The sequence below is a fragment of the Vreelandella venusta genome (genome assembly GCF_007989605.1).
GTDB classification, from domain to species: Bacteria; Pseudomonadota; Gammaproteobacteria; order Pseudomonadales; family Halomonadaceae; genus Vreelandella; species Vreelandella venusta.
Window position 1 is genome coordinate 178,012 of the sequence record NZ_BJUL01000009.1, and the last position, 13,909, is coordinate 191,920.

11 protein-coding genes are annotated in these 13,909 nt (G+C 54.7%); 7 read left to right on the forward strand and 4 right to left on the reverse strand.

Annotated elements, in window-relative coordinates; all coding sequences use genetic code 11:
• Position 1: 1 nt before the first annotated feature.
• From HVE01_RS12425 to HVE01_RS12440, 4 genes are read left to right on the forward strand one after another with little or no spacing between them, the layout of a single operon-like run.
• On the forward strand, positions 2-1,822 hold the full coding sequence (locus HVE01_RS12425) for an alpha/beta hydrolase family protein (RefSeq protein ID WP_146944461.1): 1,821 nt from the start codon (positions 2-4) through the stop codon (positions 1,820-1,822).
• Between the two features lie 59 nt (positions 1,823-1,881).
• The gene (ercA, locus tag HVE01_RS12430; protein ID WP_146944463.1) at positions 1,882-3,045 is read left to right on the forward strand and encodes an alcohol dehydrogenase-like regulatory protein ErcA; all 1,164 of its coding nucleotides are present in this window, start codon (positions 1,882-1,884) and stop codon (positions 3,043-3,045) included.
• Positions 3,042-4,739: a PAS domain-containing hybrid sensor histidine kinase/response regulator gene (locus HVE01_RS12435; RefSeq protein WP_125752199.1), complete on the forward strand. Its 1,698-nt coding sequence runs from the start codon at positions 3,042-3,044 to the stop codon at positions 4,737-4,739. The genes ercA and HVE01_RS12435 overlap by 4 nt, the downstream gene beginning before the upstream one ends.
• Complete coding sequence (locus HVE01_RS12440; RefSeq protein WP_146944465.1) at positions 4,732-6,951, forward strand: insulinase family protein; 2,220 nt, start codon at positions 4,732-4,734, stop codon at positions 6,949-6,951. Before HVE01_RS12435 ends, HVE01_RS12440 begins: the two co-directional genes overlap by 8 nt.
• Here the strand turns inward: HVE01_RS12440 and HVE01_RS12445 are convergent.
• Positions 6,941-7,612 carry a response regulator gene (locus HVE01_RS12445; protein ID WP_125752205.1) on the reverse strand — a complete coding sequence of 224 codons (672 nt, stop codon included), beginning with the start codon at positions 7,610-7,612 and terminating at the stop codon, positions 6,941-6,943. The genes HVE01_RS12440 and HVE01_RS12445 overlap by 11 nt on opposite strands.
• A 139-nt stretch (positions 7,613-7,751) precedes the next feature.
• Complete coding sequence (locus HVE01_RS12450; protein WP_146944467.1) at positions 7,752-8,690, reverse strand: LysR family transcriptional regulator; 939 nt, start codon at positions 8,688-8,690, stop codon at positions 7,752-7,754.
• A 140-nt stretch (positions 8,691-8,830) separates the two neighbouring features.
• Between HVE01_RS12450 and speB the strand changes: the two genes are divergently transcribed.
• Positions 8,831-9,766 (forward strand): agmatinase, encoded by a 936-nt coding sequence (gene speB / locus HVE01_RS12455; RefSeq protein ID WP_422822489.1) that lies wholly within the window; start codon positions 8,831-8,833, stop codon positions 9,764-9,766.
• Positions 9,767-9,891: 125 nt separating this feature from the next.
• Here the strand turns inward: speB and HVE01_RS12460 are convergent, their stop codons facing one another.
• The gene (locus HVE01_RS12460) at positions 9,892-10,539 is read right to left on the reverse strand and encodes a hypothetical protein (protein WP_125752210.1); all 648 of its coding nucleotides are present in this window, start codon (positions 10,537-10,539) and stop codon (positions 9,892-9,894) included.
• 362 nt (positions 10,540-10,901) lie between these two features.
• Positions 10,902-12,176, reverse strand: a complete 1,275-nt coding sequence (locus tag HVE01_RS12465) for an O-acetylhomoserine aminocarboxypropyltransferase/cysteine synthase family protein (protein ID WP_146944469.1) — start codon at positions 12,174-12,176, stop codon at positions 10,902-10,904.
• Positions 12,177-12,434: 258 nt separating this feature from the next.
• Here HVE01_RS12465 and HVE01_RS12470 point away from each other — a divergent pair, with 258 nt between their 5' ends.
• Together HVE01_RS12470 and HVE01_RS19865 are read left to right on the forward strand one after the other, a co-directional pair.
• The gene (locus HVE01_RS12470; protein ID WP_146944471.1) at positions 12,435-13,196 is read left to right on the forward strand and encodes a M48 family metalloprotease; all 762 of its coding nucleotides are present in this window, start codon (positions 12,435-12,437) and stop codon (positions 13,194-13,196) included.
• 393 nt (positions 13,197-13,589) lie between these two features.
• The gene (locus HVE01_RS19865; RefSeq protein WP_164517114.1) at positions 13,590-13,766 is read left to right on the forward strand and encodes a hypothetical protein; all 177 of its coding nucleotides are present in this window, start codon (positions 13,590-13,592) and stop codon (positions 13,764-13,766) included.
• Positions 13,767-13,909: the final 143 nt, after the last annotated feature.

Here is a 13,909-nt window from a genome sequence, read left to right on the forward strand (position 1 = left end):
TATGCTGCTTACCCTGGCAGATGCCGCCGAGCCCACTGACACTTTGGCCGAGTTACATAGCGACGCCCAAGCTATTTACTGGCTCGCACGCTCCCCGAAAACGGGCGACATGCAACTTTGGCAGTGGCGCGCCGACAGCAACGAGACGCCGCGCTGTGTAGTAGAAGATGCCGTGGGTAGCCGTGTAAATCAGTACGGCGGCGGCAGCTACACGCCCTTGCTAGCGGATGTCGTATGGGTTCGCCAGCACGATCAAGCCATCATGCAGCTCGACCGCCACGCTGTAAGCCACTGCTGGCAACAGCGCCCGCAAACAGCCTACGGCGGGCTATGCGCCGACCCTAAGCGTCAGCGAGTGATTGCGGTAGAAGAGGATCATCAAGGTCAACGGCTGGTCGCCTTTACTAACAGCAGCAGAATAGGCGATAACAGGCAAGTGTTGGCTGAAGGCGCTGACTTCTATGGCGCAGCGGTATTAAGCGATGATGGCAACTACCTCGCCTGGGTCAGTTGGTCGCTGCCACACATGCCTTGGCAACGCAGCCAGCTACATCTCGCACGGGTGACCACGACAGGTCAGCTTGAAGTACTGGAGCATTGGGATTTTGGCGCAGCGATTAGCCAGCCACAGTTTGGGCCCCGCAACGCGCTGATCTGTATGAGCGATCACGCTGGCTGGTGGCAACCCTGGCAGGTAAATTTGGCCACCCCTGTGTGCCTGAGCAGTGCCCCGGTTGACCACATCACCACACCGTGGCAACTGGGTGAGCGCCAGCATCTATGGCGAGACAATCGGCAGGTTTACTGCCAACTGCACCAGGGGGCAGCTCAGCTTTATCGCCGTTGCGGCGAGCAGGTGGAAACCCTGTTACCAGCCCCCGGCCGCGTGGCAAGCATCACGTTAGCCAAGCACGGTGACTACGCCATTGTGCAAAGCGCCACCAGCGGCGCTCAGCTGATACGCTTCAATGACAATGGCTCACGCAACTGCCTAGTGGGTAAGGTCGAGGGTAACGTAACAGGAAGCCTAGCGACTGCAAACGCTGCCAGCGCACAATGGCTGGAAACCCCTGTTGGCAACGAAGGCGAAACGGTTCACGGCTTTTTCTACACAGCCTTAGCCAACCGCGCTGCGCCGCTGATTGTACGCGTTCATGGCGGGCCCACCGCCGCCGCCTACCCTATTTACGACCCACTGGTAGCCTATTGGCAACAGCAGGGCTTTCACGTATTGGATATCAACCCCCGTGGCAGCGGCAATTTTGGCCGCCGCTATCGCGAATGCTTAGCCGGCCAGTGGGGCATCAGCGATACCCACGATGTCATCGCCCTAGTTAACGCCGCCTGCGCAAGATTTGCGGTCGATACAGCGCGCTGCTTTATTCGTGGCCAAAGCGCTGGCGGGTTGACTGCTCTTAATGCCTTGGCGGCCACGCCGCTATTTGCTGCGGCCACTAGCCTGTACGGAGTCACCGATGCATTAACGTTAGCGGCACAAACACACCGCTTTGAATCCGGTTACCTGGGCTGGCTAATCGGAGACGAGACCCAGCTCGCCCAGCGCAGCCCTAGCTACCACGTCGCCCGTTGCCAGCGCCCATTACGGGCACTGTTTATCCAGGGTGGCAAAGACGCCGTCGTGGTGCCAGAACAAACTCATGCCATGGCGCGGCATATCGAACTCCACGGTGGCGAGGCACAAACACTGCTGTTTGATAACGAGTATCACGGCATTCGCCACCCCAACGCTCGCCAAACCATGCTGGCCCGCGAGCTAGCCTTTTATCAATCTAGCCACCTAACGACAGCACCAAGGTCGTAGCGCAACAATCCCTGAAGGTGCTTAAGATAATGGTTAACAACGATAAACGAGACCGCCCCATGACTTCGCCGCTCACACAACTTCGTAAGTTTGTCGCTCCTGAAATTATTTTTGGCGACGGGGCGCGCCACGCGGCGGGCAACTACGCCACGACATTCGGGGCAGAAAAGGTACTCCTGGTCTCCGACCCCGGCGTGCTGCTGGCGGGTTGGGTCGCCGATATTGAAGCCAAGCTGCTGGAAGCCAATATTGCCGTTGAGCGCTTTACCGCCGTATCACCTAACCCACGGGTCGATGAGATTATGGCCGGTGCCGAGGTCTACCGTGAAACAGGCTGCAAAGCAATTGTGGCAGTGGGCGGCGGCAGCCCCATGGACTGCGCCAAAGGGATTGGCATCGTCACCGCCCACGGTGGCCACATTCTTGATTTTGAAGGTGTGGATACGATTAGCGTGCCCATTCCGCCGCTAATTTTCATTCCCTCAACTGCGGGCACGTCGGCGGATATTTCCCAGTTTGCGATTATTTCCGACCAACAGCGACGCATGAAATTCTCAATCATCAGCAAAGCCGTGGTGCCGGATGTGTCGCTGATCGACCCAGAAGTCACCATGACCATGTCGCCCTATCTCACTGCGTGTACCGGGGTCGATGCGCTGGTGCATGCTATCGAAGCGTTTGTTTCAACCGGTAGCGGCCCGCTTACCGATGCCCATGCCTTAGAAGCCATGCGCTTAATCAGCAGCCATCTTGAAGCACTGGTGGCGAACCCGGCCGACGGCGAGCTGCGTGCCCAGGTAATGCTGGGCAGTATGCAAGCAGGGCTGGCGTTTTCAAACGCCATTTTGGGCGCGGTACATGCGATGTCCCATAGTTTAGGTGGCTTCCTGGATTTACCCCACGGCTTATGCAATGCCATGCTGCTAGAGCACGTGGTGGCTTATAACTACGAAGCCGCCCCTGACCGCTTTAAGCGGGTTGCCGAGGCCGTAGGTATCGACTGTCGGGGGTTGTCGCAGCAGCAGATCAAAAAAGCCCTGTTTCAGTACTTAGTCGACTTAAAACATGCCGTTGGCCTAGGCGGAACCCTTGGCGTGATGGGCGTCTCGCGTAGCGACGTGCCTTTTCTCACCAACCATGCGCTGGGTGATCCCTGCATCCTGACCAATCCACGGCGTTCCAGCTCAAGAGACGTGGCGGTGGTTTACGAAGAGGCACTATGAAAAAAGCCAGCGATCCCTCGGGCTTTTCGGTCAGTGACCTGCTTGGGCTTGGCCAGCAGTCGGCGCGTAAAAGCTACTATCGCGAGCTTTCCGTACGCTTAGAAGAGCTTGAGGTGGAGCGCAACCGCTATAAATGGCTGTTCGAAAACGCGCTACACGGTATTTTTCAGGCATCGCTATCCGGCAAACTGCGCGCCGCTAACCCGGCGCTATCCGCCATGCTTGATGATAGTAGCGTGGAGCATACACTTGAGCGCTGCGCGCGCTTTGACGCGCTGTTTGTTAACGCATCTACTGGGCAACAACTACGCGACCTGCTACTTGCGCAAGGCCACGTAACCGGCCAAACCACCTGGCTACAGGGCGCATCCGGGCATCAGGTACCCGTGGCAATTACCCTAATACGTAAGCCCGCCGAGCTTGCCGGAGACGAAGACCTGATCGAAGGCTTTGTGGCGGATATTACCGAGCGCGAGCGCGCGCGCCAGCATTTAGAAACCCTCAACGCCCATTTGGAAGCCCGGGTCGTTGACCGCACCCAAGCGCTTGAACGGCTCAACGAGGAGCTTAGAAGCGCTCGCGATGCCGCAGAGTTTGCTAACCAAAGTAAAGACCGCTATCTAGCCGCCGCTAGCCATGACCTGCTTCAACCCATGAACGCTGCACGCTTATTGGTGGCCTCGCTACAGGAACGGCTGACCGACAGCGAGAACCTGTCTTTGATTGAGAGTGTGCAAAACTCATTGGAAGGCGCCGAAGCGATTCTTTCCGATCTGCTGGATATTTCACGGCTAGATCACGGCCAAGTGCAGCCACAACTACGCCACTTTAAAATCGACGATATCCTCAGCAGTCTGGCGGATGAATTTTCCCCGGTGGCGCAACGTAAGGGGCTAACGCTGCGCTACGTGCCTTCTCATCAAGCGGTAACCAGCGACCCTTATCTACTCAGCCGCATTGTGCGCAACTTTCTTGCTAACGCCTGCCGCTATACCCACCGCGGTGGCATCTGCCTAGGTGTCCGCCGCCATAACGACGACAGCCTGGCCGTGCAGGTTGTCGATAGTGGTATTGGTATTCCCGAAAGTGACTATCAGCTTATTTTTCGCGAGTTTCACCAACTTAACGCTACCCGTGCACGGGACCGCCAGGGCGTTGGCCTGGGGCTTGCCATTGTCGAACGGATTAGCCAGCGCCTTGAACATCCGCTCTCTGTGCATTCTGCCCCCGGCCAAGGCTCGTGCTTTGCTGTTACGGTGCCGCGTGCCAGCGCTATTTCCTTTAGCCAAGCCCCCGCTCCCAGCGCGCCGCTCTCCGCTGGCGATGAGTTTGAAGGGCTTCGCGTGCTGATCCTGGATAATGAACCAACGATTTTGCAAGGCATGGCGCTGCTGTTAAGTGAATGGCAGATCAGTTGCGATACTGCCCTGGATGTCGATACCGCTAAAGCCTGTCAGGAAGCACCGGATATGCTGCTGGTCGACCTGCACTTAGATGACAATATGACCGGCCTGGAGGCTATTCGCCAACTTCGCCAGCACTGGCACGACCCGCACCTGCCAGCCGCTATTCTCAGCGCCGACCGCTCTGACCACTGGCAAAGGCGACTACGCCATGCTGGCGTGCCGCAGTTAAACAAACCCGTTCGTCCCGGCAAACTACGCGCGCTGCTGCGCAGCCTGCTCAATGGCTAAGCTTCGTTTCCAGCCAACCTTTATTTCCCTGCCTAACGGAGCACAGGGAGTGCTGGCCCAGGCGCCCCACTTAACCCGCGCTCACGTTAGCATCGCCATTGCGGCGGGCTATCTGGATGAGTCGCGCACCCTGCCAGGGCTGGCTCATTTGCTTGAGCACGTGCTCACTACCGCGCCGCTGGAAGCATCTTCTAACATCAGCCTGCTTACTTGGTTTGCCCAACACCAAGGCAGCCTGAACGCCCATACCGATGACTACGTCACCGATGTACATTTCTCGATACCCGCAAACAAACTAGAAGTCGCGGCGCTCACGGTTGCCAGCCAGCTCGCCAAGCCGGCATTCTCGCCATCCGTCATTGGTGCCGAAGTCGCCGCCATCGACGCCGAGTGGCAGGCTCGCCAACACAGTCCGGCGATGCAACGGCTGTCGGCCATCGCTACGCTCAGCGACCCTCAACATATCGGTGCTGGCTGCCGTCACGGTAACGCGCAAACCCTAGGCAGCGACATGGCGCTATTATTTGAGGCGCTCACCGCGTTTCATCACGACTACTACCACAGCGGCCGCATGAGCATCGCCCTAATTAGCCCTTGGGACACGGAAACGATGGCTCGGCTGATTAAACGCATGGCAACGCTGTTTAGCCCACCAACCCCCAGCGCTCCTTCGCTTGCCATTACGCCCCGTTGGAACCGCCTGCCCCACGCGAAGGTAGCCAGGATGGGCAACGCCGTTGAGCTACTGTGGCCACTGCCCTCGGCCATCGCTCGTCATCAACTTACCGCCCTTGGCGACACTGCTGATCGGTTAAATCAAGGCTTCCTAGTGGGGCAATTACCTGACTCGATTACCGACTACCACGCAGCGCTGTCCCCGAATGGAGCGACAGACGCCTTTAGCTTAATGTTAAGCGGCACTGCAACACAGGAGCAGGTGAAAGCTCTTGCGGCTGACCTTAGTGAGCGTTTAGCAGCCTTCTTCGCAACCCTGTCCGGAACAACACCTAACGATCATGGCAACCGCTGGCAGCCACCCGCTGATACGGTGCAGTTAGCCCCAGCTTGGTTTGCACACGCCCGCCACCAAGCGCTAGCTCGTCGCTTTACTGCGCAGCCCCCTAAGCATCAGTCAGGCACAAGCCCGTTTGCCGCTAACAATGCCCGTTGGCTATTAGGTAACGCGTCTCCATCACCCTCACCACCCGCTTTTGATGCTTTTGATAGACAACCAGCGGCTTACCCCACCGTGCAGCGCTGGTGCGGTCAGTACGGTGTTAGTGATGATTTCGCGGCACTTGCCACCACCGCCTGGGCGGCCTGCTTTGTGCCCGGCGCAGTGATTGCCCCCAGCCCGCTTACCGCTCAGCGGCTGGCGCTTCAGGACATTGTCTTCAAGCAACAGGACTCACCCCACGGCAGTTGGGTGATAGCGATGGGTAGTCAAGCCAATCACGCTATGGTGACGCTATTGGAAGACGCCGTGTTAGCTGCCTCTAAGGCTCAACAAGGGCTGCTGGCACAGCAGTTGATACAGCGCTTAACACCACTGCCTGCCGAGCCTGTGGTATGGGTTTCCCATAACACAGGCGCCGATGCCGTTTGCCACGCGCTAGCAAATCTGGCGCGCCGAGTCGCAATACGCGCTGAGCAGCCTCCTCCTGCTAGCCCAGCGACCAGTACCGCCATCATGCGGACACTGAGCCTACCGGGCACTCCCAGCCAGCGATTACTATTGGCACTTGCGGAGCAGCACCACAGCGCAGCATTTTTTCAGCAGGCACGTTATGACCATCACTTGGGCTATGTAGCGGCGGTTCGCAGGGGTGACGGCGCGCCTTGTTCACTTGGCTATGTCGTGCAGGTTAGTCATGCAGGGCAAGTCAGCAAAAACACGGGCTCGGCAGAGAAGAAGCTGAGAGAGGAAAAACAGATAGCGGAAAAGCTACGGTCGATCACCGACGCCCTCTGGCAAGAGTCTGATAGCGTTCTGCAGGCACAACCAGCGCTAACAGCGCCTGAAACGCCACTCGCGGCGCTGGTTCTGCAGTGGCAAAGTCTCTTGGCAGGCACCCATCAACCTCTGCATCGCCTCGGACAACAACGCATCGATTCACAGGCCCTTACCAATTTACTCTCCCAGATAAGCACCCTGGGCCACTGGCAAACCCACTGGCTGGATAGCGCTGGCCATTATTTTGTCAACGATTGAGGAACTGGGAAAAATCGATATCGTTGGCGGATAAAATCGCCTGTACTCGGCTGGTCACCCCCAGCTTACGTAAGATCGCTGACACGTGGGCTTTCACCGTGGTTTCCGCAATATTAAGGTGATAGGCAATCATCTTGTTAGATTCACCGCGCGTCATATGCTCCAACACTTGTAGCTGCTTGCGGGTCAGCAGGCGCAGTTGTTCCGCGGTAAATCCTTGATCCTGATGGCGACGCTTACGGATGCTGTCCGGTGCACGCATGGCATCAGCCGGTAGGAAGATATTGCCTTCTAACACCTGGGCAATCGCGTGGCGCATCTGGTCACGGGGTAGCGATTTGGTGATAAACCCCGCCGCCCCACAAGAGACAGCCTGCAGAATAACCTGCTTATCCTCTTCCGCAGACACGATCACCACTGGAATCGTAGGCTGCTCATTACGCAACTGCAAAAGCCCTGTTAACCCGTTCATGCCGGGCATATTTAAATCTAGCAATATCAAGTCAAGATCAGGATCTTGCTGGGCATGGGCGAGGGCCGCATCAAAGTCTTCTACTTCGATAACCTCAGCATCTGCGTAAGCTTCACGGATCACTCGTGCCATGGCATCGCGTACCAGGGGATGATCGTCGGCAATCAGGAGTTTATATGTTGCTGTCATTATTATGGTTGCCTGTGGTTTAGCTAAATCCTGCTTACGGTGTCTTTTATAACACTCTACTAAGTCATCTCTATTAAGTCACCACTACGGGGTCATCCGCCTTTAGTGAAGCAACTCCCTATCAGCATGCAGAGCTCGGCTACTGTTCAGCGGCGCTCAGCTTAAAGGTGCTAGCGAATTCGATCAGCGATTGCGTCAACCAAATGAGTGCTGGGTCGTTAGCATACAGTCCATGCTGAATCAGCGTCATATTAAGTGCAGGTAACTCTTTAGGTGGCGCGACGATCCGCACCGGCAGCATGGTGATAAATCGCTCAGCCATTTGGCGTGGCAACGTCATGATCGCATCAGTGAGCGCCACGACCCGCGCTGCCGCAATATAGTTTAGATTCTTTGAAATCACCCGGCGGTTTAAGCCGTGCTGCACTAAACAATTATCGATGTTACTGGGTCTTAACCCACTGATATCAGACAGTGCCACATGAGACTCACAGGCAAACTGCTGAATAGTCAGTGCATCACCTACGCGGTCATTGTCAGTTGCTGCCAAACAAACCAACTCCTCATCCATCCACAGATGCTGAATGACACCACTGGGCAGCACACTTTGGCTATCCAACCCGACCACCATATCTACTTGGCGCTGTTCCAGCCCTTCACTCAGTACGTTGGGGGTGATCAGCTCAATGGAAAAGCTGATATCCGGCGCGTAAGCCAACAATTGGCTAACAAACGCCGGATACATCACCTCTTCAAAATAATCCGTGGTGGCCAGAGTGAAATGCCGCTCGCTGGTGGCGGGTAAGAAGTTGATCGGTGGGGCGAGGCCTTCCTGCAACATGGCCAGTGCCTGCTGCACGACTGGCAACAGCGCCAGCGCACGAGGCGTTGGCTGCAGACCATTGTTGGTACGTATTAATAATGGGTCGTCCAATGCGTCCCGCAGCCGTTTTAACGCATGACTCAGCGCGGGCTGGCTTAAATGCAGCTTTTCCGCTGCTCGTGTCACATGGCGCTCACGCATTAGCGCTTCAAATACCAGCAGAAGATTCAAATCAAAATGACGAAGCGAACGCATAGCGCCTCACTATTTACCCAGTGAATGATTTCATTCTAAACATTCATTTCATTCATCGCTAAAAATTCCTTATCGTCGCGCTACTTCAAGCCCTATCCCCCGGTTTTATTGCTAGTGCACACCATAGGAGTACCCGCTCGGTGACCCCATCTCAGATCATGCCAAGCCTGTTTGGTGATGTTATTTCGACCTTTATGGGCGTGCCGAAGGCCAGCGATCCTAAAACGACCGATGCTGAGGTCGTGGTGAGTGGTGTGCCCTTTGATCTAGCATGCTCAGGACGATCAGGCACCCGCATGGGCCCAAACGCTATTCGCCAAAGCACTGCTAACCTGATCTGGGAAGGCAAACGCTGGCCTTGGGACTTCGCCCTGGAAGAGCGGCTGCGGGTATGCGACGCGGGCAACCTGGACTACGCCTACGGTGAGCCGGAAAGCTTGGTCGATAACCTTGAGACCCACGCATTGCGGTGGCTAAAAGCCGATAAAAAAATGCTGACACTGGGCGGTGACCACTATATCAGCCTGCCCCTGCTACGCGCTCATGCTCGGGTGCATGGCCCACTGGCATTGATTCATTTTGATGCCCACACCGACACCTACGAGCAAGGCACGCGTTTTGACCATGGCACTATTTTCCACCATGCCTTAAAAGAGGGCTTGGTAGTGCCGGAACACTCGCTGCAAATTGGTATTCGCACCAGCTATGACCGCCACAACCACCCTTATGAAGTGCTGGACGCAGACTGGGTAAATGATCACGGCCCTGCCGCCGTACTGGAACGCATCCGTGCCCGTGTTGGCCATCATCCGGCTTATATCAGCCTGGACATTGATGGCTTAGACCCTGCCTACGCGCCAGGCACCGGGACACCGGTATGTGGCGGCATGTCTACTGACCTGATGCTAAAAGTGATCCGTGGCATGGTCGGCATGCAGTTAATAGGTATGGATGTTGTTGAAGTAAACCCTGCTTATGACCATGGCGATATCACGTCACTCGCCGCAGCCACGTTGGGGCTAGAATTTTTATATACGCTGGCCGCGTCTAAGCGTGTTGAAAGGTTAGGCGTGTAAGTCTCGCTCCGCGTTGCCACGTTACCGCCTCCTCGCTTATAGCGTTGAGGCGGAACAAGGTTGAGAAATCGTTGAGCAGTAGACGGTTACTGTTGGTCACGTGGAGTAACATGTGTGAGGCGATGTTAACGCGCGCTTTGCTCACGCACAGCAGCAAGATCCCAGTCACGCATTAGGTCGACGGCGACATCCTGGGACTCCAGGTTTTCTCCCTTCACCTGCATCATAATCCGACCATCGAGTAATAACGTTACTTCGGCTCGGGAGTACTCAGGTTCCCACTTCACCACTGCTGCTTCACGCCCCAAACGAACCCGCTCCATATTAGGCTGCGCAGCGATCATTGCCGGATTATTAAACAGAGCTCCCATGCTTTGTATCAGCGGGCTATCAATCATCATGCTAGCGGTCAGTTGACCATCGCCACCATCTTGTTGATAGGAGCGCTCAAGCGATGTACCACCAGCGCCAAACATGATGGCGGCTCCCCCTCCTGCGCTACCGGAGGTTGCTTCATGTGCCGTCCAACCTTCGGGGGCATCAGGGAAGGTTTGGGCAATTAGGCCTGACATCATCTTGCGCATGTCTTCAATGGCAAATTCCAGCTCGGTAATTGCCGCGCCGTACTCTTGCTCTTGATAGAGTTCAAGACCTAGTTCGATTTGTTCAACCACCTCATCCGCTAGTGCGCTTTGTGCGGCTGGAAGCATTAGGACGCTAGCCAGTGCAACAGCCTTGAGACGATGTGTCGATACGCTGTGATTCAACTCCATGACCGTTCCCTCTTTGATAGGTTTTGTTAGTTATTGTGATCCCATTCTATGGGAAAGCGCCTGCATCGCTGCCATTACTTATGGAATTAGCTTCATGGTGCTAGCTTTAGTTTTGATAGCATTAGCAATATCGTCAAATTTAAAGTGATATCTAACGTTGAGGTGTGCCTAACAACAGCTCCTTACCCTTTTGTTTGAACCGGATCAAAGCCTCTAACGTCATGCACTTAACCGAAGGGGCGCGCAAAGAAAGTAGCGATTAAAAGTTGCGTGACACAACGTAATAACGCTAGGCAACCAAGTAGTTAACTACCTATCACCTAGCGTTAGAAAACGCGGACGGCACCCGAATTCGAGGCGCGTTACCCTTGAGAAGCCGCTAGCGCTTGATCAATATCTGCTAACAGGTCGTCGATATGCTCAATGCCAATCGACAAGCGCACCATATCCGGCGTAACACCAGCGGCTTTTAACTCCTGCTCGTTTAACTGGCGGTGTGTGGTGGAGGCAGGAATGGAAGAGCAGCTTTTAGCATCACCGATATTAACCAAACGCAGAATCAGCGCCAGGGCATCGTAGAAACGCTCACCGGCAGCCTGCCCCCCCTCAATACCAAAGCTAAGAATTCCCGAGGCATGGCCGTTCATATAATGCTTGGCCAGCGTATGGTCAGGGTGGTTTTCCAAGCCCGCGTAGTGCACCCACTTCACCAGCGGATGGTTTTCCAAATGCTTAGCAACGGCTAACGCATTGGCACAAATACGCTCTATACGCAGTGACAGCGTTTCCAGCCCCTGAAGCAGGTTCCAGGCCGCCTGGGCAGAAAGCGCCGCCCCCATATTGCGCAACGGCACCACGCGGGCACGGGCAATAAAGGCGGCGTCGCCCACATCGCGGGTATAGCTAACGCCGTGATAGGAGATGTCTGGCTCGTTAAGCAGCGGGAAACGGCTGGCATTTTCCGCCCAGGGGAATGTGCCTGAATCGACAATCACACCGCCCACCGTGGTGCCGTGGCCACCGATATATTTAGTGGCCGAGTGAACGACAATATCCGCTCCGTGCTCGATGGGACGACATAAAAACGGCGTGGCGGTGGTGTTATCAACAATCACCGGCACCCCATGGCGATGTGCCGCGTCAGCTAGCTTTTGCAGATCTACTACACTACCGGATGGGTTACCGATACTCTCGCAAAATACCGCTTTTGTACGTTCATCAATTAGCGCTTCGATGCCGTCGATATCATCTTTATCGGCAAACCGCACTTGGATGCCTTGGCGTGGCAAAGTGTGGGCAAACAAGTTGTAAGTGCCGCCATACAGCTCACTAATCGAGACGATATTATCGCCTGCTTCAGCGATGGTTTGGATCGCATAGGTAATCGCCGCCATACCAGACGCCACTGCCAACCCTGCAATGCCACCTTCTAGCGCGGCCACCCGTTGCTCCAGCACCGCACAGGTTGGGTTCATAATGCGCGAGTAAATATTCCCTTCCACTTTTAGATCGAATAGATCCGCCGCGTGCTGGGCGCTATCAAATGAAAACGACGTGGTCTGGTGGATCGGCACAGCAACTGCGTTTTGTGAATCAGGCGCATAGCCATGGTGGAGGGCAATAGTTTCAGGTTTCATAACAACAGCTCGCTGATTGATGAAGGATCCCCTTGATCCTAAACAAGCGCCACGCTGAAGGCCAACGTCGTTTAGTCGAGGTAATCAGCCTGATATGCCAGATATCGCACTTATCTATCCCCATATCTATCTCCATACGTTGCTAGGAGTATAGAGCCACCGATTGATATACAGTATAATTAGCCTGGCACAAATAAGCGTTATGTTAGATTTACGACGTCCACCACTTATTCATACCTATCGACAAAGGAACTGGCGATGCAAACAACGCCCCTAGTACTTAAAACATCCTACACCTTAGGTTTCGCTGCGGTACTCACCCTCAGCGGCTGTCAATCAGGCGCGGATATAGGCGGCATGATCTCTGCGGGCACCGGCTTAGCAGGCGCTGCCACGATGAGCGACGAGCAGATGCAACAACTGGGCGATCAGACAATTGCCCAGCTTGATGCCGAAAACCAGCTTGTCGCTAGTGACAGCCAATATGCTGAGCGGCTGGCAAGCCTGACCCAGGGTTGGGAAAACATCGACGGAAACGACCTTGAGTACAATGTCTATCAGTTGGATGACATCAACGCTTTTGCAGTACCCAACGGCTCTATCCGACTGCATACCGGCCTAATGGACGCAATGACAGACGATGAAGTACGTTACGTTATCGCCCATGAGATTGGCCACGTAGCATTGGGACACTCTAAGCGTGCTTTCCAAGTTGCTTACGCAGCATCGGCTGCCCGTGAAGCCGCCGCTGCTAGCGGAAGTAAGACTGCGGCAGCACTATCAAGCTCTCAACTTGGTGAGCTAGGCGAAAAGTTGGTGAATGCCCAGTTTTCCCAGCGTCAGGAAAATGAAGCTGATGACTACGCTGTTGAGCTGATGCAGCAGTACAACCTGAACGCTGAAGCCTCCCTGACTGCGCTACGCAAATTGGAAGCAGCATACGGCAACAACAGCAGCTTTTTCTCCAGCCACCCCGCCCCGGGTGAACGAGCCGAGCGCCTTGAAGCTACGCTAAACTAAGCATAGCGTACTGCTTTACCACGTATTACTTCACCGTTCACTACTTGATTGCCTTGCCAAGTAAGCGCCTCTCGGCCTTGCTTGGCAACGGCATTAGCCTATTCGCAACCATTTACCTTCTACCATCCACGACCTAACACTAAGTAGTCGTTTAGCCCCACTTTAGCCACATGGCATTTCACCGGTCGCGCCTTATTTTTGTGGTAGTGCCCCCTCTTAGTTTTTCTCAAAAATGTTTTCCTCAAAAATCATTCTAAATAATAGAAAGGTTCGAGTATTTTTAATCAATTTTATAATTATGTTAGCCTGCTTACAATATATCTCGTCGTCGATATAGCGATGAACAATCATCGCAAATGTAGCGACTTTTTATTTAACGTGAGGTTAAAAGTTATGAAGTTAATCAATACAGTAGCCGCCGCCGCTCTAATTTTATTCTCTGGTGCAGCACTTGCCGAGCGCGGCTCCGATGAAGCCAATAAGATCTCCTACCCTGATTCATCAGCGCAACACCAAGCCGGTGAGAACACGTTCAGTGCTGCTGAGTTACCGATTAGAAATTCGAAGTAATCAGCAACCTTCCCAAATCAGGAATTTGCTAATGGGTGGGCCTTTTGGTCCACCTTTTTCATCGATGGAAAGAGCGGTGTATGAGTACTGATGCCCTCTGCATAGATGCAACTACTCGCTATCAATCTCTTGAGACTTGCTTT

Coding starts and splice junctions, on each gene's coding strand:
- HVE01_RS12450 (WP_146944467.1), bottom strand. CDS start 8,690: ATGCGTTCGCTTCGTCATTTTGATTTGAATCTTCTGCTGGTATTTGAA.
- HVE01_RS12440 (WP_146944465.1), top strand. CDS start 4,732: ATGGCTAAGCTTCGTTTCCAGCCAACCTTTATTTCCCTGCCTAACGGA.
- HVE01_RS12435 (WP_125752199.1), top strand. CDS start 3,042: ATGAAAAAAGCCAGCGATCCCTCGGGCTTTTCGGTCAGTGACCTGCTT.
- ercA (WP_146944463.1), top strand. CDS start 1,882: ATGACTTCGCCGCTCACACAACTTCGTAAGTTTGTCGCTCCTGAAATT.
- HVE01_RS19865 (WP_164517114.1), top strand. CDS start 13,590: ATGAAGTTAATCAATACAGTAGCCGCCGCCGCTCTAATTTTATTCTCT.
- HVE01_RS12425 (WP_146944461.1), top strand. CDS start 2: ATGCTGCTTACCCTGGCAGATGCCGCCGAGCCCACTGACACTTTGGCC.
- HVE01_RS12470 (WP_146944471.1), top strand. CDS start 12,435: ATGCAAACAACGCCCCTAGTACTTAAAACATCCTACACCTTAGGTTTC.
- HVE01_RS12465 (WP_146944469.1), bottom strand. CDS start 12,176: ATGAAACCTGAAACTATTGCCCTCCACCATGGCTATGCGCCTGATTCA.
- HVE01_RS12445 (WP_125752205.1), bottom strand. CDS start 7,612: ATGACAGCAACATATAAACTCCTGATTGCCGACGATCATCCCCTGGTA.
- HVE01_RS12460 (WP_125752210.1), bottom strand. CDS start 10,539: ATGGAGTTGAATCACAGCGTATCGACACATCGTCTCAAGGCTGTTGCA.